The sequence below is a fragment of the Nostoc sp. FACHB-152 genome, assembly GCF_014697475.1.
GTDB lineage: Bacteria > Cyanobacteriota > Cyanobacteriia > Cyanobacteriales > Nostocaceae > Nostoc_B.
In genome coordinates, this window is record NZ_JACJRV010000031.1 from 36492 (window position 1) to 61995 (window position 25504).

Annotated in this window: 20 protein-coding genes; 6 read left to right on the plus strand and 14 right to left on the minus strand. The window is 40.4% G+C overall.

The features are described 5' to 3' along the window. Positions 1 to 118: 118 nt before the first annotated feature. From H6G76_RS20000 to H6G76_RS20015, 4 genes are all read right to left on the minus strand, one after another. Entirely contained in the window at positions 119 to 1519 is a 1401-nt protein-coding gene (locus tag H6G76_RS20000; protein ID WP_190704445.1) for a sugar porter family MFS transporter, read from the minus strand. Positions 1520 to 1628: 109 nt separating this feature from the next. Beyond that, on the minus strand, positions 1629 to 2627 hold the full coding sequence (locus tag H6G76_RS20005; RefSeq protein ID WP_190704447.1) for an ABC transporter permease subunit: 999 nt from the start codon (positions 2625 to 2627) through the stop codon (positions 1629 to 1631). After that, positions 2624 to 4177, minus strand: a complete 1554-nt coding sequence (locus H6G76_RS20010) for a sugar ABC transporter ATP-binding protein (RefSeq protein ID WP_190704450.1) — start codon at positions 4175 to 4177, stop codon at positions 2624 to 2626. The genes H6G76_RS20005 and H6G76_RS20010 overlap by 4 nt, the downstream gene beginning before the upstream one ends. Before the next feature lie 78 nt (positions 4178 to 4255). Continuing rightward, positions 4256 to 5278: an ABC transporter substrate-binding protein gene (locus H6G76_RS20015; protein ID WP_190704454.1), complete on the minus strand. Its 1023-nt coding sequence runs from the start codon at positions 5276 to 5278 to the stop codon at positions 4256 to 4258. A gap of 556 nt (positions 5279 to 5834) precedes the next feature. On the opposite strand from H6G76_RS20015, the gene H6G76_RS20020 reads away from it, so the two are divergent. Further along, complete coding sequence (locus H6G76_RS20020) at positions 5835 to 6899, plus strand: LacI family DNA-binding transcriptional regulator (protein WP_190704457.1); 1065 nt, start codon at positions 5835 to 5837, stop codon at positions 6897 to 6899. Then, positions 6896 to 7279 carry a PQQ-dependent sugar dehydrogenase gene (locus H6G76_RS20025; RefSeq protein WP_242056465.1) on the plus strand — a complete coding sequence of 128 codons (384 nt, stop codon included), beginning with the start codon at positions 6896 to 6898 and terminating at the stop codon, positions 7277 to 7279. Before H6G76_RS20020 ends, H6G76_RS20025 begins: the two co-directional genes overlap by 4 nt. A 22-nt stretch (positions 7280 to 7301) precedes the next feature. Here H6G76_RS20025 and H6G76_RS20030 read toward each other — a convergent pair whose 3' ends face one another. Beyond that, on the minus strand, positions 7302 to 9383 hold the full coding sequence (locus tag H6G76_RS20030; protein ID WP_199337452.1) for a galactose-1-epimerase: 2082 nt from the start codon (positions 9381 to 9383) through the stop codon (positions 7302 to 7304). 27 nt (positions 9384 to 9410) lie between these two features. On the opposite strand from H6G76_RS20030, the gene H6G76_RS20035 reads away from it, so the two are divergent. After that, entirely contained in the window at positions 9411 to 10910 is a 1500-nt protein-coding gene (locus H6G76_RS20035) for a sorbosone dehydrogenase family protein (RefSeq protein WP_190704460.1), read from the plus strand. On the opposite strand, the gene H6G76_RS20040 is transcribed toward H6G76_RS20035, so the two are convergent. From H6G76_RS20040 to H6G76_RS20060, 5 genes are all read right to left on the minus strand, one after another. Beyond that, entirely contained in the window at positions 10896 to 12593 is a 1698-nt protein-coding gene (locus H6G76_RS20040) for an ABC transporter ATP-binding protein/permease (protein ID WP_190704463.1), read from the minus strand. The two genes, H6G76_RS20035 and H6G76_RS20040, sit on opposite strands and share 15 nt — an antisense overlap. 720 nt (positions 12594 to 13313) lie before the next feature. After that, positions 13314 to 15152: an ATP-dependent zinc metalloprotease FtsH3 gene (gene ftsH3, locus H6G76_RS20045; protein ID WP_190704467.1), complete on the minus strand. Its 1839-nt coding sequence runs from the start codon at positions 15150 to 15152 to the stop codon at positions 13314 to 13316. Between the two features lie 78 nt (positions 15153 to 15230). Further along, entirely contained in the window at positions 15231 to 16052 is an 822-nt protein-coding gene (locus H6G76_RS20050; protein WP_190704532.1) for an aminotransferase class IV, read from the minus strand. A gap of 68 nt (positions 16053 to 16120) precedes the next feature. Further along, the gene (gene sugE, locus H6G76_RS20055; protein ID WP_190704469.1) at positions 16121 to 16441 is read right to left on the minus strand and encodes a quaternary ammonium compound efflux SMR transporter SugE; all 321 of its coding nucleotides are present in this window, start codon (positions 16439 to 16441) and stop codon (positions 16121 to 16123) included. Positions 16442 to 16912: 471 nt separating this feature from the next. Next, positions 16913 to 17401, minus strand: coding sequence for an allene oxide cyclase barrel-like domain-containing protein (locus H6G76_RS20060; RefSeq protein ID WP_190704472.1), 489 nt, complete (start codon positions 17399 to 17401; stop codon positions 16913 to 16915). A gap of 229 nt (positions 17402 to 17630) precedes the next feature. On the opposite strand from H6G76_RS20060, the gene H6G76_RS20065 reads away from it, so the two are divergent. Beyond that, on the plus strand, positions 17631 to 18707 hold the full coding sequence (locus tag H6G76_RS20065) for a fatty acid desaturase (protein WP_190704476.1): 1077 nt from the start codon (positions 17631 to 17633) through the stop codon (positions 18705 to 18707). 154 nt (positions 18708 to 18861) lie between these two features. Here H6G76_RS20065 and H6G76_RS20070 read toward each other — a convergent pair whose 3' ends face one another. The 4 genes from H6G76_RS20070 to H6G76_RS20085 form a co-directional block, all read right to left on the minus strand. Continuing rightward, on the minus strand, positions 18862 to 19227 hold the full coding sequence (locus H6G76_RS20070; RefSeq protein ID WP_190704479.1) for a phage holin family protein: 366 nt from the start codon (positions 19225 to 19227) through the stop codon (positions 18862 to 18864). 421 nt (positions 19228 to 19648) lie between these two features. After that, on the minus strand, positions 19649 to 20293 hold the full coding sequence (locus H6G76_RS20075) for a biopolymer transporter ExbD (RefSeq protein ID WP_190704481.1): 645 nt from the start codon (positions 20291 to 20293) through the stop codon (positions 19649 to 19651). Positions 20294 to 20310: 17 nt separating this feature from the next. Continuing rightward, positions 20311 to 21054: a MotA/TolQ/ExbB proton channel family protein gene (locus tag H6G76_RS20080; RefSeq protein WP_190704483.1), complete on the minus strand. Its 744-nt coding sequence runs from the start codon at positions 21052 to 21054 to the stop codon at positions 20311 to 20313. Positions 21055 to 21272: 218 nt separating this feature from the next. After that, positions 21273 to 23459, minus strand: coding sequence for an ATP-binding protein (locus H6G76_RS20085; protein ID WP_190704486.1), 2187 nt, complete (start codon positions 23457 to 23459; stop codon positions 21273 to 21275). Positions 23460 to 23674: 215 nt separating this feature from the next. Between H6G76_RS20085 and H6G76_RS20090 the strand changes: the two genes are divergently transcribed. Together H6G76_RS20090 and H6G76_RS20095 are read left to right on the plus strand one after the other, a co-directional pair. After that, a complete protein-coding gene (locus H6G76_RS20090) occupies positions 23675 to 23986 on the plus strand; it encodes a YkvA family protein (RefSeq protein ID WP_190704489.1) in 312 nt (103 codons plus the stop codon). A gap of 181 nt (positions 23987 to 24167) precedes the next feature. Then, positions 24168 to 25412, plus strand: coding sequence for a family 10 glycosylhydrolase (locus H6G76_RS20095; RefSeq protein ID WP_190704492.1), 1245 nt, complete (start codon positions 24168 to 24170; stop codon positions 25410 to 25412). Positions 25413 to 25504 lie beyond the last annotated feature (92 nt).

Genomic DNA, 25504 nt, shown 5'->3' on the forward strand with positions numbered 1-25504 from the left:
ACGCAGATATGTTATGGAGATAATTCGCTTTATCTGATTGATGGGAAAGGTGAAGTTGATAGGGAATAGAGAATCAAAACACTGTTGTCTATTCTCCGTTCCCTATTAGCTTGTCCACTTACATATCCTCCAACTCAATTCCTTTGGTTTCTTTAATAAAAAAGAGGACGAAAAAGAGTGAGATAGCGGCAGCAATTGTGTATAGACCGTAGGCAGAACCTAAGCCGAAATATTGCAGTATGGGAGGAAATGTTGTGGAAACGAGGAAATTCGCTACCCATTGCATAGCCGCAGCAACTGAAAGTGCAGCCGCACGGATTTTGTTATTAAACATTTCTCCTAACAGTACCCAGGTGACTGGCCCCCAAGAGAAACCGAAGCAAAATACATAAAGGTTGGCGGCTACAAGAGCCATAATACCTGCATTGCCAGTTAGGGTAGGATTGCCAGCAGCATCAACTGGTGCAGTGCCAAATAGAGTAGCCATTGTTCCTAAGGTCACGGTCATGCCGATTGAGCCGAGAATTAACAGAGGCTTACGACCAAATTTATCGACGAAGGCGATCGCAATCAGTGTGGTAATAATATTTACCGCAGCTGTAATCACCGTAATCGTGAGGGAATTCTTTTCCGAAAATCCAACGGCTCGCCATAAAACGCTGCTGTAGTAGAAGATAACGTTAATACCGACGAATTGTTGAAGTATAGATAAGCCAATGCCAATCCAAACAATCGGCAAGAGTCCACCACTTCTGCGTAAAAGATCAGAAAATCTAGGCTGGCGTTCTGTGAGAACTGTTTGGCGAATTTCTTCTATTTTTGCTAAAACGTTCCCCCCGATAATCTTACCTAAAACATTAGCGGCTTCTGGCTCTCGTCCTTGGGCTACTAAATAACGAGGCGATTCGGGAATCATTAAAGCTGCCATCCCATACAACACAGCTGGCGGAATTTCTGTCCAAAACATCCACCGCCATGCAGCTACGCCAAACAAAAATGGCAACTCGGCGGAACCTGCGGAGACAGCGATGAAGTAGTCACACAGCAGAGCGATGAAAATCCCAATCACGATCGCAAGTTGTTGCAGAGACCCTAACCTGCCGCGTAAATGGGTAGGAGAACATTCAGCAATGTAGGCTGGGGCAATCACACTGGCAGCTCCAACTGCTAACCCACCTAATACCCGCCAAAAGATAAAATCCCAAATAGTAAAGGCAATTCCAGAGCCTATAGCACTGAGTGTAAATAACACTGAAGCAACTATCATTGCTTTAACTCGACCATATCGGTCGGCAATCTTCCCGGCATAGAAGGCTCCTACCGCCGAGCCTAATAATGCCAGCGACACGGCAAGGCCAGTTAGTACGCTGTTGGCACTATAAGCTTTGGACAAAGCTGCAACTGCACCATTAATAACTGCGGTATCAAAACCAAATAAGAAGCCACCGAGGGCAGCAGCACCCGCAATTAAAATTACATAGAAGGTGTTAGATTTACGCCGAGTTGTGGTAGATGTCATAGTTGTATCTTTTATAAAAAGTTTTGTGATTTATTCACGCAGAGACGCAGAGGCGCAGAGTTAAAAAGATTCATTCCTTCTGCCTCCTGCCATCTGCCTCCTGCCTTCCTTAACGTCTGGAACGTCTGCGGAGTCTATCAATCATGACTGCGGCAATAATTACTAAGCCTTTAACGACTAGTTGCCAGAAGTAAGACATATTTAACAGGGTCAAACCATTGTTAAGCACAGCAATGATTAATGCGCCTAATAATGTGCCGCCAATTGTGCCGATACCGCCTGTGAAGCTGGTTCCGCCTAGAATTACAGCCGCGATCGCATCTAATTCATAACCCTGTCCTAGCATCCCTGTGGCACTATATAGGCGGCTGGCACTCATAATTCCGGCTAAACCTGCCAGTAATCCACTCACGCCATAGACAAATAGCAATACACGATTGACTTTGATACCAGTTAATCTTGCTGCTTTTTCGTTACCACCAACAGCATAAATTTGTACACCTAAAACAGTTTGGCGCAGGACAAACCAACTCACAGCCACAGTCAGCAGCGCAATGATTACTAACCAGGGAATAGGGCCGACATAGCTATTACCCATCCAAGCAAAGTTAATGTTCCGGTTAATAACTGTTGTGCCATTGGCAACCAAGTAGGCAGCACCCCGCAAGGCAGTTAGCGAACCCAAGGTGACAATAAACGGCGGCACATCCATAAAGGTAATGATCGCACCGTTGAGTAAACCTAACAGTAGCCCTGTCACTAAAGCCGCAGGTACAGCTATCCAACCCAAAGCCGGAAGCAAAGAGACTAACACCGCAACTACGGCCGACACAGCCAAGATTGACCCGACGGAAAGGTCAATACCCCCGGTGAGAATCACAAAGGTCATCCCGGTTGCCAGCACAATATTGATTGATGCTTGACGTAAGATATTGACGGCGTTACCTGCTGTGAAAAAGTTGGGTGTCAGGAGCGAAAACAAGATGCAGATGATCACCAGAATCGGCAAAATACCCGCAATTTGCAGGAAATTGTTGATTGATCTACGCCGACTGGATTTGGACTGCTCAGTTGGTCTATTGTTGACAGGTCTTAAGGTTTGACTCATGATGCTGTTACCTCCGATGCTCCAGTTGCATAATGCATAATTTTTTCTTGGGTAATTTCTTTGCCGGGGCTGTTGTCAAGTTCGCCGACTAACTCCCCTTCTCGCATGACTAAAACGCGATCGCTCAAGCCAACAATTTCCGGGAGTTCGCTGGAAACCATGAGAATTGCTACGCCTTGGGCTGCTAGTTCACTAATAATTCGGTAAATTTCGCTTTTAGCACCGATATCTACACCGCGTGTCGGTTCATCCAGCATCAATACTCTGGGATTAATGGCTAACCAACGCGCCAGCAGGAGTTTTTGCTGATTCCCCCCGGAAAGATCCACGGCTCTGATTTCTAAGTTAGCTAGGCGGATATGGAAGTTTTCGACTGCTTCTGCGGCAACCTTATTCACTAAAGCCCAGTTAACAATGCCACTCCTGGCATCCTGTTTGAGTCTATTCAGTCCAATATTTTTGCGGGAACTCATCTCTAGAAACAAACCTTGATCTTTGCGGTCTTCTGGAACATAGCCAATACCAGCCGCGATCGCATCACTGGGAGAATTAATCTCGATTTTTTTGCCATTCAGGAAGACTTCACCGCTAACTTTGCGATCGGCACCAAAAATTAACCGGGATACTTCTGTACGTCCAGCACCTACTAACCCGGAGAGTCCAAGAATTTCGCCAGCACGAAGTTGAAAACTAGCGGGTTTAACTTTGCGTCCGTCACTAATATTTCTGACTTCTAATACAACTGGGCCGGGATTGGTCTGTCGTTGATGTTCGTAAAAGTCTTGCATTGAACGACCAACCATCATCTGTACCAATCTCTGCGGTGATATCTCTTCTCTTGTCAGACTGCCAATATATTGACCATCGCGCAACACACTAACCCGATCAGCTAGGGCGTAGATTTCTTCCATCCGATGACTGATATAGATAATGGCGATGCCATCGTTGCGAAGTTTGCGAATCACTTCAAACAAACGTTCAGTCTCGCGGTCGGATAGGGCGGCTGTTGGCTCATCCATCACCAAAATCCGGCTGTTGTCTTTCAACGCCCGTGCAATTTCTACTTGTTGCTGTTCTGCGATCGCCAGTGTACCAACTATAGTTTGTGGTGCAAAACTAGCTCCCAAGCTATCTAATACTTGCTGGGCTTCGAGTTCCATACTTTGGCGGTCTAAAAACTGACCTCGTTGTAACTCGCTACCCATAAACATATTTTCAGTAACGGTTAAATTGGGTGCAACGTTCAGTTCTTGATAAATCAGATTAATGCCGGCTCGTCGTGCTGTACCCGGATCGGTAATTTTCACTGCTTGACCATTGATGCGAATCTCGCCTTCATCAGCAATGTAAGCCCCAGCAAGAATCTTCATCAATGTGCTTTTACCTGCCCCATTTTCACCCATCAGGGCGTGAACTTCCCCTGGATAAACGGTGAGATTCACACCTTGCAAAGCTGGGACACCATGAAATCGTTTAGCAATCCCCTGCATTTCTAATACAGGGGTGGCAGTTGCCGCCGGACGAAAATCTCTTTCAATATTTGTTGTCATGACTATTAAGTGCTGAGTTAAAAGTGCTGAGTGAAGGATAATAACTAACTATTGCCTTCTGCCTTCTGCCTCCAAAACTTACCAACCTGTAGATGTACTCACGTTCTCTTTGGTAATCAGCTTGGCAGGAATCAAAATGTTGGGTGATTTGGGTTTTTTGCCATGCAAGATATCATTACCTACCTGAACTGCTCTTGCCGTCATCCCTCTAGGATCTTGTGTAGCCGTTGCCGCATATACACTATCTTTAGAAGCGATCGCTTGGATTGCTTCTGGCGCACCGTCAACTCCCACAATGAAAAAGTCTTTGCGTTTGGCTTGGTTAGCTGCTAGGTCTACTCCCACGCCGCTAGGGTCGTTAATCGCAAAGACAGCATCAATCTTGGGGAATGTAACCAGCAAATCGCTCATCACCCTGAGTCCGCCATCTCTGCTACCTTCGGCGTTTTGGTCTTTAGAAAGTAGTTTGATATTGGGATATTTGGCTAACACTTTCAAGCAACCATCCACTCGCTGAATTACCGAAGTGACTGGCGGCCCGTTAACTATCACAACATTGCCTTTACCTTTCAGGCGATCGGCTATATATTGGCAACCAATTTCGCCAGCTTGCACATTATTTGTGGTGACGGTCGCATCTACCTCTGCATCTACGCCTGTGTCTACCGCAATTACAATCGTGCCTGCTTTTCTTGCTTGCTCAACAGCTGGTCTGATTCCTTTACTGTCAGCAGCATTAAGAATAATAACGTCAGTATTAGCAGCAACAAAATTTTCAATTTGGTTAAATTGCTGGTTTAGATCATAGCCACTAGAAACTACAGTTACTTTGACATCACTACCACCAATTTTCTTCGCTTCTTTCTCAGCACCCTGCGCCATGACAACGAAGAAAGGGTTACTTAAATCGCCAAGGGTAACACCAACGGCTCGTAATTTAGCATCGCCATTGGTGGTTTGTGTATTGATATCTGTAACGTTTTTCGCATCAGTGTTAGTTGTGGCAGTGTCGCCATCGGGAGAAACATTTGTGCAGCTAACAAGAGTACCACTGACAATACTTAATAAAGTCGCTGCGAGTGCTTTTTTGTTCACATTCATTTACATTTTTAGTAAAAAACCGGAAAAAAACCGAGATATGTGTAGAAAAATTAACTATCTTAAAAACCTCCCTATATATTGCCGCTTATTTCCTACTTAATGCCTTCTCCCAACGATAGATTTCACATAAGACTGCTGGGAAAATGTTTCTATTAATAAGTAAAAATTACTAGTCTTTGATCCCTAAGCTTTTTTTCATGTGTTCTAGTGAGATAGGGTGTGCAGATAATTCACTGACTCACTTGCCTGAGATACCCGCAAAGTCTTGTTACAACTAGTATTCACAACTTAGGGATCGTCATTTTTTGGTTTTAAATGCATAAAAAGGCTACTTGGATCACAAACTTCATTTTTCTTAAAATTCACATAATATTCCATCTGTCAATTCCTCACAATTTGCAGACTGAAATTAATTTTTCCAACTTCAGTAATGATTTTTTAGGTTGTTTAATTAAGGTTATGCACAGGTGTGCATAACTGAATATTTTTTATCTTTGCACACCTGTGCATAAAATATGTGTTAATTTTATTTAAGTTACTTACAGCCAAGCTGAAAATGAGTAAACGAAAGGTTTCGATTGAAGATATTGCGCGTCAAGCAGGCGTTTCGCACTCCACAGTTTCTCGCGCTTTACGAGATAGTCCTTTAATTAGCGCGAAAGTGAGAGAGGAGATTAAAAAACTAGCGCAGGAGATGAACTATGTACCAAATGCGATCGCGCAGAGTCTGCAAACTCAACGCACCTATACCGTTGGGGTCGTTGTCACTTCTATTGCAGATCCTTTTTTTGGTGAGTTAGTAGAGGGAATTGAACAAGTTGCGCGACAAGCTGGGTTGAATGTCTTGCTAAGTGCTTCACATGGAGACTTTGAGCAAGAAATAGCAGCTATTGAGAATTTTAATTATCGACGAGTGGACGGTATTTTGATAGCTGACTCACGCATTAATAAGGAGTATACGAAGCAGTTAACGCAATTGACTGTGCCAACAGTCCTAATTAACATCGCCACTGAAGAACTAAGGGACACATTTCACTCAGTCGCTCTAGACGATCGCTTAGGTGGTACTTTAGCTGTAGAGCATTTAATAAATTTAGGACATACTTCTATTGGCTATCTAAGTGTAGGCGATGGTAGCAAAGCAGACAAACAGCGTCTAGAAGGATATCGTATCGCTCTGAATCATACAGGTATACCAGAAAATTCTGATTGGGTGGTAATTCCTCATCAAGATCATGAAACCATCAAAGATATTGATCTTGGCAAAAAAATGCTACCTCAACTAGTCAAAGCTGGAGTAACTGCCATCTTTTGTTACAACGATATGGTAGCAGTCGGCGCACTCCTAGCTTGTAGAGAACTAGGTATTTCCGTACCGCAAGATTTAAGCCTCGTAGGATTTGATAATATCGCCCTCAGCAGTTATGTAACACCACCACTTACAACAGTCAGCCAACGAATGTTAGAAATGGGTAAGTTGGCGATGACAATGTTACTAGATTTATTTCAAGAAAAACCTGTAGAAAATCTCCTTTTATCTCCTTTTTTAGTCCAAAGGGATAGTACAACAACAGTTAATAAACGGAAAAATTCTGCTTTAGCGAAACTCACCATTCCTTGAAACAGAAACTAGAATTTTATGTTATTGAAGTCCATCATTCTCACCATGATGTGATTTTAGAATGGAAAACTACTAATCCTGCGGCTAATACTTTTTCTGGAACTGTTCGGGAAATTATGCGGATTGAACAGCCATATCCAGATCATAATGTTGGGCAATTAGGCTTTAATCCTAATGTTAAACCAGGAAATTTTGATTATGGAATGTTGTACATTGCTACAGCAGATGGCGGAAGTGACGGTTTTCCTGTTAGCGATACAGATCCTTTAGACAATGGACAAGACTTAAGTACACTTCTAGGAAAAATTTTAAGGATCAATCCTTTAGGGGGAGCTAAAAAGTTAGAATGTTCTTTTATCGTCTACCGATTTCCTAACTAACCTGAATTTGGGTTATTTAGCGTTAAACTTCTCCTGGTTTAACACCTGGATTTCTCAGGCGTATGCGATACAAGCTATTATTTGCGGTGATGTACAAACTTCTATAATCACTATCTCCCCAAGCTAGGTTAGCTGGAGCTTCTGGGACTTGAATAATACCTAATAGAGTACCCGCAGGAGAGTAAACCCAAACTCCTCCTGGCCCTGTACTATAAACATTTCCTCCAAGATCTACTTTCATGCCATCAGGAACTCCTTCCTTACCGGGATATTTCTGTTGGGCGAAAATACGTCCGTTTTTCAAAAGTCCATTGGAATCAACATCAAAAACACGGATATGACCTCTTTCTGAATCATTAACATATAGTTTGGTTTCATCAGGAGAAAAAGCGATACCATTAGGACGAACAAAATCTCTAACTAATAGAGTTAACTTCCCATCTGTTTTCAAACGATAAACACCATAAAACCCTAATTCTTCTTGTTCTTTTTTAATACCATAGGGTGGATCTGTGAAGTAGATACTTCCATCTGATTTCACTACTAAATCATTTGGGCTATTAAGACGTTTTCCTTGATAATGGCTAACAAGACTTACTAATTTACCATTTTTTTCTGTACGAGATAAACGACGATTACTGTGTTCCGCAGTAATTAAACGCCCCTGTTTATCGAAAGTATTGCCATTAGCATTACCAGAAGGATGACGGAAAACCTCTAATTTTTTATTGGGTTGCCATTTATAAATTGTATTAGCAGGAATATCGCTAAAGAGGAGAAAATCTTCTGGATGCCAAAGCGGCCCCTCGATAAATTGAAAACCTGCGGCGATTTTCTCAACTTTGGCATTTTTGTCAACAATTGTTTGTAAATCGTCCTGTTTTGTAGAGAATTTGTATATGGTGATGTGACGATAAATTTGACCAGGACGTAAGATAGTTGAAGGAAAGTTGGGTTGATTAACGGAATTAGGAAAGTATTGCGTTTCTAAGCATAAACCAGCATATGCTTGATAGTTAACTCCTCCTTTCCCCTGAGCTTTTAAATTCTGCAAGTAACCAGTGTAAAGCTGCATTCCTGGTTTAGTTGTATAAACTTCCATGAGTCGCCCAGATAATAGTTCATACACGGTTGCAGCCAGTTTTATTTGACTGGGTTTACCGTTGAGTACATAGTTGAGGTCATAACTAGGTTTATCTCCCTCAAGTTGTTTAAGCCCATCATTAATTAACTTGGGTTTGGTAAAGTCGTAGGGAGTGTTTTTAACTAATTTAATATCTCCTGTAGGGATTTTTTGAGCATCAGTGGGTATGTATTTATCTGCATTAATTGATAATTGATGTCCTCGTATGTTGCCAGAAGCATGACCAACTAAATTCCAGTAAGAATGATTTGTTAGATTAACGGGGGTAGGCTTGTCTGTTGTGGCAGACATCTCTATTTTTAATTCATTATTATTGGTTAACGTATAAGTTACTGTTGCTTTTAAATTACCAGGATACCCTTCTTCTCCATCAGAGCTTAAATATGTTAATTTTAGTGCTGCTTCGGTAGAGTTTCTGATTGGTTCTGCTTTCCAAATTACTTGATCAAACCCTTTTTTACCGCCGTGGAGATGATGTAAGCCTGCATTAGTAGTTAGAGTATATTTCTTACTATCAAGAGTAAATGTGCCATTAGCAATACGGTTGGCTACTCGCCCAAGTATTGCACCAAAATATAAATAACGATTTGCCTGTTTATAAGCTTCTAGATTATCAAATCCTAATACTATATCGTCTAATGTACCATTGCGATCAGGAACTTTTAATGCTGTAATGATTCCGCCATAGTTTGTTACCTTGGCAACTAAGCCATTAGCATTAGTCAAAGTAAAAAGTTGTACAGCTTGACCATTTTCAGCTTTACCCCATTCAGTAACAGAGATACTTGCATTCTGCTGATGCGAGTCTTTAGCCAGTGATTTATCTATATTTAACGATACCGCTTGACTTTTATTTCTCTCACCTTGACAAGGATACAATACACTCATCAAGATAATACTAATTCCCAAACCTATTGTAATTGAAGCTAATTTAATATTATTAATAATCCTAGATTGCATAAAGTAAAATCAATTTACAAATAAATAATGAAAAGATTATACCTTCTAATTGGCACTTGTATAGTTTTGCTCTTGAGCTTAATATTTTCTAAGATTTCTTCGGCTCAAGTTACCAATCCGATTCCTGAAAAGATTGGAAAATCACAGCTTTCAGTAGGCATTCAAGAAGTAGTTCAAATACCCCAAAGTGGTACAGGGAGAAGTAAAGAAAGAGTTGCTAGATTAAATCTGTTAGCTAGTGCAAATGATGGTAGTGGTAGGTTATTTGTCAACGATATGCGTGGCAAACTTTATGTAATTAATAATAATAAAGCATCAGTATATATGGATTTAAAGAGATTAGTATGTTCAGGCTTTAGTTATGATACCTCTCAACAAGGTTTTGCCTATTTCGCCTTCCATCCAGGATTTAAACGAAATGGAATTTTTTATACTGTACACAGCGAAGAGAAAAATAACTCTGTCCCTGACTTTCCCGTAACTAAAAAAATTATTGATAGCACAGGTAATATCGTTGAAAGTTCTCACCATGATGTAATTTTAGAATGGAAAACTACTAATCCTGCGGCTAATACTTTTTCTGGAACTTTCAGAGAAATTATGCGGATTGAACAGCCATATCCAGATCATAATGTTGGGCAATTAGGCTTTAATCCTAATGCTCAACTTGGAGATATTGATTATGGAATGTTGTACATTGCTACAGCAGATGGCGGAAGTGACGGTTTTCCTGTTAGCGATACAGATCCTTTAGACAATGGACAAGACTTAAGTACACCTTTAGGAAAAATTTTGCGGATAGATCCTTTAGGTAGGAACAGTGCTAATAGTAAGTATGGCATTCCGAAAGATAATCCTTTTGCTCAGGATGACAACCCAAAGACTCTAGGAGAAATTTGGGCTTATGGGTTGCGTAATCCCCATCGTTTTAGTTGGGATAGAAGCGGTGAAGGAAAAATGTTAATTGTTGATATCGGTCAAGCTTTGATTGAAGAAATCAATCTTGGAATTAAAGGTGCTAACTATGGTTGGGGAAATCGTGAGGGAACCTGGGTAATAGATGAAAAGAATGAGAATGTTCTATTTCCTTTACCTAAAGATGATTCCAAGTATGGTTACACATATCCGGTTGCTCAATATGATCATGATCAACCTGCTAGCTGGAAAGGTTTTTATGGAGTGGCGATCGCCGGTGGTTATGTATATCGAGGTAAAGCTATTCCTGAATTAGTAGGACAGTATATTTTTGCTGACTTTGGCAACGATGGACGCTTTTTTCATGTACCTGTAAATGAACTTGTGAATGGTAAACAAGCTAAGATTAAAGAACTTAGACTGTTTGATGGGAAAAAAGAAAGTACTTTCCTAGAAATAGTTGGTAGTAAACGTTCTGATGTCAGGTTTGGAGTAGATGAACAGGGTGAAATCTATGTAACCTCTAAGAGCGATGGTAAGGTGAGAAAAATTGTACGTTCACCCGAATATTCTAAACCTGATAAAAAAAGTGCTATTTTATATGGCTCTTAGTTCCCAGTTTTCACTGTCTAGTAATTCTAAAACTTGGTGATGATATTTAAAGAGAGTAGGACGATGACCGACACTGATAAAAGTTATATCTTTAAGAGCTAAATGCCGATAAAGGTTTTCTTCATTTTTAACATCCAAAGCACTAGTCGCCTCATCCAAAATGACATACTGCGGTTGGTTAATTAAAATTCTGGCAAAGGCTACACGCTGTTGTTCGCCTAAAGAAAGTACATCAGACCAATCTTTTTCGACATCAAAACCGCCGAATCTTTCTGCTAAATCTGGCAGGTTGATCTGTTTTAATATCTGTTGTAGTTCTTCATCGCTAATATCAATATCGACATGGGGATAAATTAGCTGATTGCGGAGACTACCCAACACCATATAAGGACGCTGAGGTAAGAACAATATTTCATCTAATTTTGGTCTAATAATTGTACCATCACCAGAATTCCATAACCCGGCGATCGCTCGCAATAAAGAACTCTTACCACAACCACTAGTACCAATAATTAATAGTCCTTCTCTTGGTTGTAAATTTACTGAGACATCTGTGCATAAAATTCTTTGATAATTTGGTGTATACAAGGTTAGGTTTTGAATAGCTAAACGGTTTTCTTCTACCGTTTCAATGGTTGCATACTGAAGTTTTTCTTGATAAATACCGGGTTTTAACTGTTTATAAAAATTATCCAGTTCATATAAACGTTCAATTGATGCTGCAAAACCAGCCAGTTCGTTAAATGTTCTAGAAATCACAAACATCGAATTAAAAAGAGTGAAAAATGCTCCTTGTGCTTCCCCAAATTTACCAATTTCTAACTCTCCAGAGAGTATTTGAGGAGCTATAATAACTGCTGGCAATAAACGAGGAATAAATTGATAAATCCTAATAAAACAATTTAAATATAGTTCTTGCCAAAGGAGCAAATCATTAAAATTTTTAAATGCCCGATTAAATAGAAATTTAACTTGCCTTGCTTCTTGTGCTTCTCCCCGATAAAAAGCCACAGATTCAGCATTTTCTCGCAAGCGGACTAAACCAAAACGGAAGTCAGCTTCTTTTTTGTTTTGATTAAAAATAATTTTAACTAATTTTCTGCCGAAAATACCCGTAGTAATTAATGTGCCACTGACAGCATAAATTACTAAAGAAATCATTAAAGTTGGAGAAATTATCCATAAGACTGCACTAAAAGCAATAATTTGGATAGTTGAATGTAATAAATCAAAAAATAAGGATAAAAACCCATCAGCAAAGCTATTAATATCTTGAGATATACGCTGATCTGGATTATCTAATTCTTTTTGTGCTTGGCTGAGTTCGTAAAAAGCTCGATTTTTAAAATAATTATCTAGAAAATGGTTAGTTAACCAGCGTCGCCAATATAGAGTTAATTTTTTTCTTACATAGTTGTAAGTAGCCCAACTCAAAACCAAAAATAGAGATAAGCCTAGTAAACTAATTGTAATATTCCAAAATTGATTAGCATTTTTTGCAGCGAGAGCCGAAAGTAAACTGCCGTTTTGACTATTGACGATGACATCTACTTGGGTAGTAACTAGATTAATCGTGATCAGAATCAAAAGTAAACCAATGGCACCCCATTTTTCTTCACCAGCCCAATAAAGTTTTGCAATACTCCAAAACTTCCAGAGAAACTTACGTTTAGTATTTTTCATGTATAAATATTTACTTTTTTTAAAATGATTTACTTTTTGAAAACTGTTTTTTAGAGTCTATCATCAAACAATAAAGTAAATATAAATTTTTCACTACATATAGAAAAGAGTTATGTATGTAAACGCATATGTTTATAAACGCTGATACGGCATAACTAAATATCTATCGAACCGCCAATTCACATAGAGGTAAAACAGCTTGCATCAGGTAAAACGCGACTAAATTTTAGAGTCTCATACCATTTCACCAAATAAATGATACAAATAATTTCTTTCTCCTCTGCCCCTCTGCTCCCCTGCCCACGCCAGTCGCTACAAGTCGGGAAACCCCCCCAACGCGCTGGCTCCCCTGCGGTCTATTTGTATTAAATTTAAAGTGAAACGGTATGAGTACTTATATCGTGTTCGGTTAAAGACTTATGATTAAGGCCGCAGGGGAGAGGGTTTTGTCGTCTCTGCACAGATGTACATTGATCACAACTGTAAAGCCGGACATGATATTACGCAAAAATTCCGATAAAGCTTAATTTATCGAACCACAGAGGAGACAGTCGCGCGAGCGGATTTCCTGACTTGAGCGAACTGGCTCCCCTACTATTTTTGATGTTTAATTAGTTTGACATACTTATGAAGTCTGCATAGGTAGCTATAAATAAAAAAGAGGGGTAATTCTGAGTAGAATTACCCCAAATCTAGATTTTAAATTTTCACCGCAATTGATTAAGCAAAGGCGGCAGTTTTCACATCGTTATTTGCGAGAATTTCTTGCAATTCTTCAGCATCTACGGTTTCTTTATCAACTAGCATTTGTGCTATTTGATCAAGGATGTGACGGTTGTTGAGTAATACTTCCTTAGCGCGGTTGTAAGCTGTATCAACCAGTTTACGAACTTCTTCATCAATGGCAGCAGCAGTTTCTTCCGAAAAGTCGCGCTCTGACATGATATCGCGTCCGAGGAACATATTACCTTGTTGACGACCGAGGGCAACTGGGCCTAAGCGATCGCTCATCCCAAAGCGTGTTATCATCTGGCGAGCAACTCTTGCTACTTGTTGCAGGTCGTTAGAAGCACCTGTGGTAACTTCTTCATCACCAAAGATGATTTCTTCAGCCAGACGACCACCTAAGGCCACAGCCATCTGATTTTCAAGATAGGCGCGGCTGTATAAACCAGTGTCCATCCGGTCTTCGCTAGGGGTGAACCAAGTTAAACCACCTGCACGACCGCGAGGAATAATACTAATTTTCTGCACTGGGTCATAGTCGGGCATCAATGCACCAACCAGAGCGTGACCAGCTTCGTGATAAGCTACCAGGACTTTGCGTTTTTCGCTCATTACCCGGTCTTTCTTCTCTGGGCCAGCTAACACGCGATCGATGGCATCATTTATTTCATCCATCGAAATTTCGGTTAAGTTGCGACGTGCTGCCAAAATTGCTGCTTCGTTCAACAGGTTAGATAAATCTGCACCAGTGAAACCAGGAGTCCGACGCGCAATTTTATCTAAGTCCACATCTTTGGCTAAGGTTTTGCCACGTGCATGAACTTTGAGAATTTCGCTACGGCCAGCGTAGTCGGGACGGTCAACCACAACTTGACGGTCGAAGCGACCAGGACGTAATAAAGCTGCGTCTAATACGTCGGGACGGTTGGTAGCGGCAATAATAATGATGCCAGTGTTACCTTCAAAACCATCCATTTCGGTGAGTAACTGGTTGAGGGTTTGTTCCCGTTCGTCGTTACCACCGCCTAAACCTGCACCCCGTTGACGACCAACTGCGTCAATTTCATCGATGAAGACGATACAGGGAGCGTTAGTTTTAGCTTGTTCAAATAAGTCGCGGACGCGGGATGCACCCACACCAACGAACATTTCTACGAATTCCGAACCGGAGATAGAGAAGAAAGGTACACCTGCTTCACCAGCAACAGCACGAGCGAGGAGGGTTTTACCTGTACCTGGAGGGCCTACTAATAATACTCCTTTAGGAATTTTTGCACCAACGGCGGTAAAGCGATCGGCGTTTTTCAGAAAGTCTACGACTTCATTTAACTCCAGCTTGGCTTGGTCAATACCCGCAACGTCGCCAAATGTCACCTGGGTTTGAGGTTCCATTTGCACTCTGGCTTTGGATTTACCAAAGTTCATTGCTTGGCTACCGGGGCCATTTTGGGCGCGGCGCAGCAAGAAAAATAAACCAACCAGAAGCAATACAGGGAAAAATAAGCTGCTCAGTGCCTTAAACCAAAATCCTTCGTCGGTTTGGGGCAGAACTGAAATATCAACACCTCTGGAGGAGAGATTATTAATTAGGTCTGGGTCGTTGACTAAATTGACAACCTTTTTAGTACCATCTCTAGATGTGACGACAGCACTAGACCGATCTGCACTTAAACTAACTTTATCTACTCTACCTTTTTCAACTTCTTGAATAAATTGACTGTATCGCCATGATTCTCTGCTTTGTGGTTGTTTGTCAAAGAATGCTGTTCCTAGCGCAATGACAACGATAAATAGCAGTGCGTACAGCCCCGCATTTCTCCATCTTTTATTCACTGAGGTCTATTCTCCTGTATATTTTGTGCTTTCGCGGAGCGTCTCGATTGAGAGGGCATTATTAAGAATTATGTTAACTTATCTTAAGGTATAACAAAATGAGCCGGCTGTCATGCTAAAAAGCCTCCTAATTTCTTGAAAAATGGCATGGTAGGGATTATATTGTAGCGACCCTGAAGTTTGCTCAACAGTATGGATGGGGATTATTTCAACCACACTATTAGTGTAGGCGATCGCTTCAAATTGGGTGACTAACTGCGGTGTCCAAGGTTCCTCTCGCACCTGTATTTGCTGAGTTTGCAGCCAATTTAGGATTTGCGCTCGCATAATTCCGGGTAAAATCCCTACATATTCGGGCGGTGTCCACCAACAGCCATCTCGCCAACCCCAAAGATTACCAGTGGTGGTTTCTAGCCAATTACCCGCAACATCAACTAAAATCCCTTCCTCGGCTGCTAAGGTTTGCACACTCGCTTTCGCTAACCAAGCACTTAAATAATTGCCAGTTTTATGAGAAGGCAGGTTGCGCGAAAATTCCGATTGAGCTACAGCACATTTCACACCATGTTGCTGTTTTTCTGCCAAATTCTGCGGTAAATTTCTGCCAATTATCCACTCTCTGCCGTCGGGAAACAAGGCAATTCTGAGAACGGGGAAACTTTCACACAGGATTTGTGCGCCTTTGCGTATCCTGTTCCAGTCTGGTTGTGGCCAAGCAAAGGCTTGTAAGCTGGAGTTGAGGCGATCGCAGTGAGCTTGCCAGTTAGTTAAACTACTATCGAGAGAATTTTGATAAACCCGCAGAGTAGTAAACACCGTAGCACCATAAAGTAAACCCGGATCGTTAATATCTAATTCCAGGGTTTGGGATTGGATTAATTTGCCGTTATACCAATAAATAGTTTTACCCGCCTTTTAACACAGTCGTTATTATCTATGATGCCAAGTTTCGATGCAGGTCAGCAAAATTAGTGATTTGATACTAGCCTGAGTCCGAGTACGCCAGCCAAAATTAAGCCAATGCAAATAAAACGTTTCATAGAAGCCGGTTCACCAAGTAAAATTACCCCCAACAAAGCCGTACCCATTGCACCTATCCCCGTCCAAACAGCGTAAGCAGTACCTACTGGTAGTGTGCGTAGTGCTATTGATAAAAAGAAAAAACTCAACACCATACAAGCAACTGTGGGAATACTGTAAGCCAGCTTTGTAAAACCTTGTGAATATTTCAGTCCAATTGCCCATGCAATTTCTAATAAACCTGCAATTAACAGATAGACCCACGCCATTGTTTATTCTCCTGCACATTGCAGAAATGAAAGCTAATCTTCTTTTAACGATTCTTGCTTATTGTAAATATTAAGAAATATTGCGGTACAGCAGTCCGTGTAGGAGTTTCAAACAAATCTATTCCTTATCTCGGCTCAATCCCTTAATTCTGTGTAAAACAGACTTTAACTTCTTCACCAGAATTTATCAATAATGCAAACAAATTTAGATTGTTGCTTGTTTATGCACAATATTTTTTACAATGGTGGGAAGCAATTACTTAAAAACGCAGAGAATAGTCCGTTCCGTTGGCAGTAGCAAGTTGCAATTGGGCAGCGGCCAAGTTTCTTAAAATTAGAGAAAGCGGTAGCTCAATCTAGATGAAGATTTTAAGGATTGTCTAAATAAAGCCTGCTAACGCACTATTTTCGCGTTTCGGTGCGATACTAACTAAAACTACTGACTAGGATAGGCTCCAATCGCCAATAGTTTTAGATAATTACTTGAATGTCAGCATTAATGACATCTAGCACTCCGATCTGTTGTTGTTGCAGGACTGCTTTACCTATAGCATTATCATATATACCACTACCTCCGGTGACTCTAAGTTCAGCTGGTTGGAGTGCTTCAAAATCCTGAACATTGAGTTGACCTTTAATTGTTAAGGTATTGCCGCCGCCGAAGTTAAAGGTATCGGTAATATCAGCAATAAAAGAGCCGTCGTTAATCTGTTGAACCAGTTTAAACTCGGCTTCGGAAGAGCCAATCCGGTTGCCTGATTTGTTAAATAGAAAAGAGCTATAGGTACCGCCGTCGCCGATTTCGTTAAAGCCAGGTACATCGCCTTGATTGAAGGCAAAGCTAGATTCTATCCCGTCTTCGGTAAAGGATAATTTTAGTACTTCTATACCCTTATAAGCTTTTCCTAAAAAAGAATCGTTATTATTGCAGCCAAACTCGCCCGTTAGAGAATCGAACATGACTATACACACAACGCATTAATCGTACAAATAACATAGCCAGGTATTATCAAAGAATAAGTTATCTTACATTCGAGAAAGTAAACTATGGAGACTGTGAATTTGATGTTTGGATGTGATGCTTAGATCTGGCGGGGATCTGACTGAAGCATACTACTAGCGATCGCCTGTAGTGATAGTTCCGGTAAGCTAATAGTAACTTAGACAACAAATTTAGGTGAGGTGGGTTATGGGCGATCGCACGGTGACTGTGAATAGTATCGCTCAAGAGTTACAGCAAGTTACAGAAGACTTACACCAAGTTAATTCTACAATCGGGCTACTACGCTTTAGCTTACTTGGTTCAATATTTCTGGGCTTAGTAATCTTAGCTTGGTCAGTGCCAAATAATATCGTGTTTGTGTCTGCAACAATACTGGCGGGAGTTTTTTATGGCTTTTGGCTGATTTGTACCCATGATATGGCGCATCAAACCTTAACAGGTTGGCAGTGGTTTGATAATATCATCCCTCGGTTGATGAGTTGGCCAATGCTGTGGCCTTATAGCGTCTACGCCCAATTACACCGCTTGCATCATAGCTGGAATGGCATTGACTTACGAGATCCTGAAAGGCTGCAATGGACTTGGCAAGAATACCAGCAAGCGCACCCTTTAATGCGTTGGTATGTGCGTCATCAGTGGCTTGGCGATATTTTTATTTTGGGTGGAATAGGGCTAATTATTAAAACTTTTATTAAAGGTGTACGCTTTCAAAATACCGTTGCTAATATGCGACGACAAATAATGCTTGATGTCATGGGTATGCTGTTTGTGCATAGCATTATGTTAATGCTGGCAATATTTCAAGGCGAAATCCTGCGCTACCTGTTATTTTGGTTAATTTTAGAACGAGTAATTGGCATCATAGCCCAAACACGCGATCACTTAGAACACTACGCGCTGTGGGGTAAATTTACTAGTCACCAACTAACACAGCTTTATGCTTGTCGTAACATTCAGACGAGTTCTCTAGTTGGTTGGTTGATGGGTGGACTAGATTATCATGCAGTGCATCACACATTTCCCAATATTCCCTTCAACCAACTACCAGAAGCATTTGCGCGCATTCAAAATGTACTGCAAAAGCACAATTTACCACTAATGAAGTTGGAACTAGGCTATTTAAAATCTACATATTGGTTGAGTTGTCATCCCTCATTAATTGGTGAAGTTGACTCCTCAGACACCACAAATCGCCATCGCATGATTCCAGTGATAACAGGAGGCAGAGGGCAGGAGGCAGGAGGTGATACCGTTTCACTTTAAATTTGATACAAATAGACCGCAGGGGAGGCAGGGGGGTAGAGGAGAAATTATTTGTATCATTTATTTGGTGAAATGGTATGAGAGGTAAAATATTACTTTTTATCCCCTACACCCCCACATCCTTACACCCCTAAACCCTTGTTTCTCCAAAGTATTAAACACCTAAGATTTTGTAAATTAAGCTGTTGATAATAGTGAGGGCAAAAGCACCTAGCACAGCACTCCAAATACCGAAGCGCAAGCGAAAGCCTTCAACTAACCAAGCAGCAACACTAAAGCAAACTACGGCAATCATAAAAGTGAAAATGCCGGATAATAAATCAAAGGTGAGGAAATTTGGCACTGCAAATATCAGACGTAAAATTGGTCTGACGATCGCAGTCACAATACCGAGAACTGCTGCCGAAATAAAGGCTTTTTTGGGAGTGTCAATTTCAACCCCTATAGGGAGTTTACTAATCAGTAACAAGCTAATAGATGTTACAATCCAAACAATTAAAAGTGTCACAATTACATTCATTGCCATAACCCTTGAAACGCGAATGGCGATTTGCGATCGCTTACTTTAGCAAGCGACCTCAGAATATTGGTAGTTTAGCCAATTACCTGTAAATTAGCAGATATTTTTCTATGATGATAATTTATTTTGTATCTCTTTAGGTTTAGGCGATAAGAGGGGACACGGGAGACAAGGAGGAAATTCTGACAAATAACAGGGTGTGGGGTGTAGGGTGTGGTGATGGAAAAACTTTAGTTCCGGGTTTAAGCGAGCGTAAAAAAAAGATGTATTTCGCAACACGCAGTGCGATTAAATACAGCATCCTTATTTTAATCCCACGTTTTTAAGCGTGGGTTCTTACACCCGACACCCTACCCCCTACACCCTTCTGAACAATCCTCCTTGTCTTCCCCACTTCCCTTGTGTCATTCTTCAGGCAAATTCACCTTTGTGGTGCAGGACTAGTTTTTCTTGGTGCGTTAGGAATAGCAGGATTAACACCAGGGTTGAGCGGACTGACACCTTGACCTGCTGGTGGCTGAACAGGAGCAGTAGGTATTTGATTAGGATTAAAATTACCAGGTGGATTAAATTCTGGGACTGGTGCTGGTGGGATACCAGGAATTGATGGGATATTAGGGTCTACAGGCAGGTTAGGCGACGAAACTGATGGTTGAGTAGGCCCTGGGATAATTCCCAAAGAAACGCGATCGCCTCCTACTTGGCGCAATATATCCAATGTTTCAATGACATCATTGTAAGTTGTAGTTCGTGACGCATTCAGCACCAAAATACCGTTAGGATTTTGTTGAAGATACTGCTTTAAATTCTCGGCTAATTCCTCCCGTTTCACAGGTTGTTTTTCTATGTAAGTGTTTCCTACTGCATCAATAGTGACAATCCTACTAGCATCTTGCCCCGCAACTGTACCTGTAGCAGCTTTAGGCAAATCAACATTAATAGCTTGTTGGCGAGTAAATTGCAATGCCGCTAACAAAAAAAACGTCAAAATACAAAAAACAACATCAATCAAAGGAATGATTTGAATTTGTATTTCTTCAACTGGAGTATGCAGATTAACTTTCATCGTCTTTGAATTTTTGGTTATTGCTCAGGATCTAATGAATCAGCCACATTAGGTGGCTCTGGAGGTTGAGGAAATGAACTTTTGGCTTGTTTACGTCGTGGTGTAAAGCTATCCTGAACAGTTGATGTACTCTTGCTAAACTCAGGCGGAGATTGACGGTAAAGTAATTCCAACTCATTACCCGCGCTGCGAAAAATCTTGACTTGATTAACCAAAAAACTTTGAAATAAGCGATAAAATGCCAAACTAACAATTGCAACTATTAACCCTGTAGCCGTGCTAATTAGTGATTCACCAATCCCAGTAGTTACCCCAGCTGTTGATTCCGTTCCTAAATCACCAATCCGAATTGATCGCAAAGATCGTATTAAACCCAACACTGTACCTAACAATCCCAACAATGGTGATAGTGCAATCACTGCTTCTAACAGTTTTTCCCCTCGACGCATTCCAGCTAATTCGTCTTCTGCTGTGGCTTCTAGTGCTAAACGAAAGGTTTCTAAATCAACTCTTAGTAAGCGCAATGGTGCGTAAAGAAATCTTCCAATTGGCTGGTCTGTGGCTTGTTTGGCAATATCTGCGGCTATATCCCAATCATCTTGGGCTGCATCTAGCACTCGGTTAACTATTTGCTTTTCTTGCGTTAAAATTCGCAACCAGAACCATAAACGCTCTAATATTACACTTAAAGCTAGAACTGACAAAACTGCCAAAGGCCACATTGCTGGGCCACCTTTTTGAAACAGGTCTAAAATATCCACTGTTTAACTTTCCTCCCTCCGTTCCTAAAGCAATTATCCCAAAGCACTTTAATTCTAAAGATTAACGTGCAGTTAGGTACTTAGATCAAAGAAATTTCATGAGGAGACAGGAATTATACCTTTTCACTTTCAGTTCGATACAAATAGACCGCAGGGGAGCAGAGGGGGCAGGGGAGAATAAATAATTACTATGGACTATTGACCATTGACTATTGACTCTACAACTGTTGTATGGGGATTTGAATTTTAAACTCTGTTCCTTGGCCTGGGGTAGAAAAACAAAGTAGCTTGCCGTTGTGCTTTTCAGTAATGATTTGATAGCTAATTGCCATACCCATACCTGTACCTTTACCAACAGGTTTAGTAGTGAAAAAGGGATCAAAGATCCGGTTCTGTACTTGTTCTGGCATTCCTGGTCCATTATCGGCGATCGCAATTTCTATCCCTTGATCATTAAGCATTGAGGTGCGGATGGTGATTTGACTGGGATTTGCTTTGATTTCTTCATAGGTGCGTTTTTCATTAACTTCTTCTAAAGCATCAATTGCGTTCACCAGAATATTCATCAAAACCTGATTAAGTTGACCAGGATAGCATTCTACTGGCGGCAATTTGCTAAAATCTCGAATAATTTCAATAGCCGGAGACTCTGGCTTATCTTTGAGGCGGTATTGCAAAATTAATATTGTGCTTTCAATGCCTTCATGAATATCGACTGCTTTAAATTCTGCTTCATCTATGCGAGAAAAGTTTCGCAACGATAGCACAATGTTGCGAATCCTTTCAGTTCCCATTTTCATAGAAGGTATGATTTTCTGTAAATCTTCCATCAAGAACTCTAAATCGATTTCTTCGGCTAGTTCTTGTATGTCTGAGTCACCGTTAGGATAGCGTTCCTGATAAAGCTTGAGCATCCTGACCAAATCGTGTGTATATTCGTTCAGGTGAGCAATATTGCCGTGAATAAAGTTTACCGGGTTGTTGATTTCATGGGCAACTCCAGCTACTAGTTGACCAAGGCTAGACATTTTCTCATTTTGAATTACTTGTGCCTGGGTACGTTGCAATTCGCTTAATGCATTTTTAAGTTCATTGGTACGTTCTTCCACTCGGTTTTCTAATTCGGCTTTACTCTCTTCTAAAGCAGTAAAAAATTGACGTAATTGCGCCGCCATGTAATTAAAAGAGTGGGCTAATATATTGAGTTCTTCAATTGGACTAACATCTACAGTTTGTTCTAATTTACCAGCTGCCATTGCTTGGCTAGCACGGTTAATTCGCAAAATCGGCTGTATTATCCAACCAGAAGTTAAATAACCAATCACAATTGCTACAGCTAATGCACCTATACAAAACAAAATTGTAATTTGAGTGTTGGCGTTAATTTGTGCCATAAAAGCTTTTTCTGGCACACTCACTACTACTAACCAATCAAGTCCATATTGATCTCGCCAAGGGGTGACATATACAAAATTAGTCTCTTCTTGAAACTTCAGTTGCAGTTTTTTTGGTTCGGTAATTGACCCAAATCCGTTGAAGCTTTGTTGAATCTGCTTTGCAATATTTTGAACTTTAGGGTCTGGACTTTCTGTGGCTTTGATTCGCTGAACTTCCCCTTTAACTAGCGCAAAAGGCTCTTGCTTGCTAGAACTGCCAATTAACATTCCATTCCGTTCAAGAATAAACACCCGTCCAAAATGACTGATATCTAAACGCTGCAAAAATGCACTCAATTTCAACAAATGAATATCTGCACCAACCATTCCTAATAATTTGTGGTTTTTGTCATATATTGGACGACCTGTAGCCGCAGTGATATAGGGGCCTGTGGGAGAGTTCCAACTGTAAATCCGCGACCAGATTGGTTTACCAGCTTTTATTGGTTCTGTATACCAATTTTCCTTAAAGTTATTGTATTCGTAAGTGTTATTAATCCGGATGCGATCGCCTTGATTATTAGTGGCGTAGTTTTTGCCATTATTTGGCAGTTTAGCACCCCAATCATCAATTGTGACTGTTTTACCGTCGTAGCGTGCGGCTCCTACTCCCTCACCTGTGGTCAATGCCATACCAATGTAGGTTAAGTCATAGGCTTGCATTTGTTTCCAAAAATACTTGCCAACGGTTTGGCGATCGCGTACATTCAATAATCCCATCTCAATGGCATCTGCATTGATCTGATTCAGCTTTTGCGGAATAGATAAATAAGCATTCAGGTGTTGATCAACTATTGTATTGGTTCTATCCATTAGCTGATCTGCTAGATTACTGACTGCTTTCTGCCCATTTTTAAATGACAAATAGCCAACTAACCCTACTGCACCGAAGATTTGCAAGGCAAACGGTACAATCAGAACCAACTGTAATGGAAAAGCTTTCATTTTGCAGGAGTTAGTTCTATGCATTAATTTCTATCCTCCATCCCTGGATAGATGAAAATTTTACTTACCGCCCTAGTGTTCCCAGAAGCTCAAGTTCACTCAACATTTACAAAAAAATATATTTTTATTAATCAATTTTTATATGGTGTAGCAACTACCTAACTAATCTGGGACGGTTATTCCCACCAGAATATCTCAACAGAATTTGCCAAAATAAAAGGTAAATGGAGGACTAAAGAATGAAATTTTCTATAGATTCTGTATACAACTGGTATCGCAATTTAATCCGTAATCCTAAGTATCGCTGGTGGGTAATTCTAGGAACGCTAGTATATTTTATTAGCCCCATTGATATTATTCCTGATGTTTTTCCCATCGTCGGTGAACTTGACGATGTTTTCTTGATGACGCTGTTAGTTACTGAAGTGTCTGGGCTAGTGCTTGAAGGTTGGAAGGCTCGTAAAGGTGTAAGTACTGCTACCAATACTTCAGATGATGCTAACTCTACTACTGCAAGCACTGTTGATGTTGATGCTGTTTCAGTTAAATAGATTTTTAGATAAAAAAATAAATCCCCACTTGATTTTTCAAGTTGGGGGTATTTTTTTGTAGCGATCGCTAATCTAGTTGCTACTACCTAATTTTTTAGAGATTATATCTGAAAGACTTCAATGTGGTATGGGAACAATATATGTATATGCCACAAGATTAATTAATAGTCTTTAAATTAATATGCCATCGAAAAAACAACAGCCAAATGGATGTGGATGCTTAAATATTCCCTTGTCTGTAATCATAGCTGTCTTAGGAGGCGGTTACTGGTTGTTCAGTCAAAGAGAAAATCTAGATATCAGTAAATTTATACCTAATAATCAAAGAATAAATATTCCTATTTTAGCTGCTACTCCAACCCCACAAAGAATAAATATTCCTACTTTAGCCACTACTCCAACTGCTTCTCCAACCCCGCGTAGCATTTTACCAAGCCCTCAAAATTTAGCTGCTAAGAATCAAAAAACCACTCGTAACCCAATACAATCTCAAAAAACCATATCACCTCCAACGCCTTGGGAGAAAAAAGTAATTAGAGGAATTTATTTAACTCGCTATCAAGCTACAAATAATGCTGATGAGCAAACGATTCGCCAAAGAGTTAGATACTATCGCTCTCAAGGAATTAACACTATTATTCACGGTGTTTGGGGTAATGGTTGTACGATGTACAAAAGCGAGGTTATGCAGCAAACACTAGGGTATAGTAGTTGTCCAAACCAGTTTCAAGAACAATGGTTAAATTGGTTGATTGATGAAGCGCATAAACAAGGAATGCAAGTTCATGCTTACTTTGAAAAGGGTATTAAAATAGATGAAAATAGCCCAATTTTTGATTTAGCAGTGACTAAAAGGTGGATTGTTCCAGGAGTAGATAAAACCTACGCTGGAATCGACCATTATGTTTTGGATGTGCAGATTCCTGAAGTGGCTGCGTTCTTTAAAAATATTTTAGTAGAATTTGTCAAAAAATATCCGAATATTGATGCAGTGCAATGGGATGATTACCTGGGTTATTATGCTGAACTACCAGGGAAAGTTGACCGCACTGCTAATTTAACTAATTTTGTGCGACAAATGACAAGCTCGATGAAAAAAGCTAATGGCTCTGTGAGCTTTGATATTTGCCATCATAATCCTTATTGGGCTAAAAAATATTTCGCGGCTGACTGGGAAAAATGGGGCGTAGATCGCGCATTTATTCAAGCTTATAATGATAAAAATTTTGCCGAAGAATTATATTACGCGCAAAAATATGCTGGGGTAGCAATTACAGACCATCAACTAAGTCGTTTACGAGAATTAGTCAATAATCCCAATATAAAAAGTATCTTAGTCTTTCCATTTGCAGGAAAACCAGAAAAAACAGCTTCTGACTTAAAAAACTCCATAAAAATTCTGACTGAGACAAAGCCACGCCAGTGACGCTCTTACAGATTGCTTGCTGCGCTAATATCACGCAGATGTCTCTGTAATGTTAATTGTGCGATTTTCTTGTCCTTGCTCCCTTTTATTCT

What these genes read in the sequence shown, in the direction of transcription:
- H6G76_RS20000 (WP_190704445.1), bottom strand. Translation starts at nt 1,519, where the DNA reads ATGACATCTACCACAACTCGGCGTAAATCTAACACCTTCTATGTAATT.
- H6G76_RS20005 (WP_190704447.1), bottom strand. Translation starts at nt 2,627, where the DNA reads ATGAGTCAAACCTTAAGACCTGTCAACAATAGACCAACTGAGCAGTCC.
- H6G76_RS20010 (WP_190704450.1), bottom strand. Translation starts at nt 4,177, where the DNA reads ATGACAACAAATATTGAAAGAGATTTTCGTCCGGCGGCAACTGCCACC.
- H6G76_RS20015 (WP_190704454.1), bottom strand. Translation starts at nt 5,278, where the DNA reads ATGAATGTGAACAAAAAAGCACTCGCAGCGACTTTATTAAGTATTGTC.
- H6G76_RS20020 (WP_190704457.1), top strand. Translation starts at nt 5,835, where the DNA reads ATGAGTAAACGAAAGGTTTCGATTGAAGATATTGCGCGTCAAGCAGGC.
- H6G76_RS20030 (WP_199337452.1), bottom strand. Translation starts at nt 9,383, where the DNA reads ATGCAATCTAGGATTATTAATAATATTAAATTAGCTTCAATTACAATA.
- H6G76_RS20035 (WP_190704460.1), top strand. Translation starts at nt 9,411, where the DNA reads ATGAAAAGATTATACCTTCTAATTGGCACTTGTATAGTTTTGCTCTTG.
- H6G76_RS20040 (WP_190704463.1), bottom strand. Translation starts at nt 12,593, where the DNA reads ATGAAAAATACTAAACGTAAGTTTCTCTGGAAGTTTTGGAGTATTGCA.
- sugE (WP_190704469.1), bottom strand. Translation starts at nt 16,441, where the DNA reads ATGGCGTGGGTCTATCTGTTAATTGCAGGTTTATTAGAAATTGCATGG.
- H6G76_RS20060 (WP_190704472.1), bottom strand. Translation starts at nt 17,401, where the DNA reads ATGTTCGATTCTCTAACGGGCGAGTTTGGCTGCAATAATAACGATTCT.
- H6G76_RS20065 (WP_190704476.1), top strand. Translation starts at nt 17,631, where the DNA reads ATGGGCGATCGCACGGTGACTGTGAATAGTATCGCTCAAGAGTTACAG.
- H6G76_RS20070 (WP_190704479.1), bottom strand. Translation starts at nt 19,227, where the DNA reads ATGAATGTAATTGTGACACTTTTAATTGTTTGGATTGTAACATCTATT.
- H6G76_RS20075 (WP_190704481.1), bottom strand. Translation starts at nt 20,293, where the DNA reads ATGAAAGTTAATCTGCATACTCCAGTTGAAGAAATACAAATTCAAATC.
- H6G76_RS20085 (WP_190704486.1), bottom strand. Translation starts at nt 23,459, where the DNA reads ATGCATAGAACTAACTCCTGCAAAATGAAAGCTTTTCCATTACAGTTG.
- H6G76_RS20090 (WP_190704489.1), top strand. Translation starts at nt 23,675, where the DNA reads ATGAAATTTTCTATAGATTCTGTATACAACTGGTATCGCAATTTAATC.
- H6G76_RS20095 (WP_190704492.1), top strand. Translation starts at nt 24,168, where the DNA reads ATGCCATCGAAAAAACAACAGCCAAATGGATGTGGATGCTTAAATATT.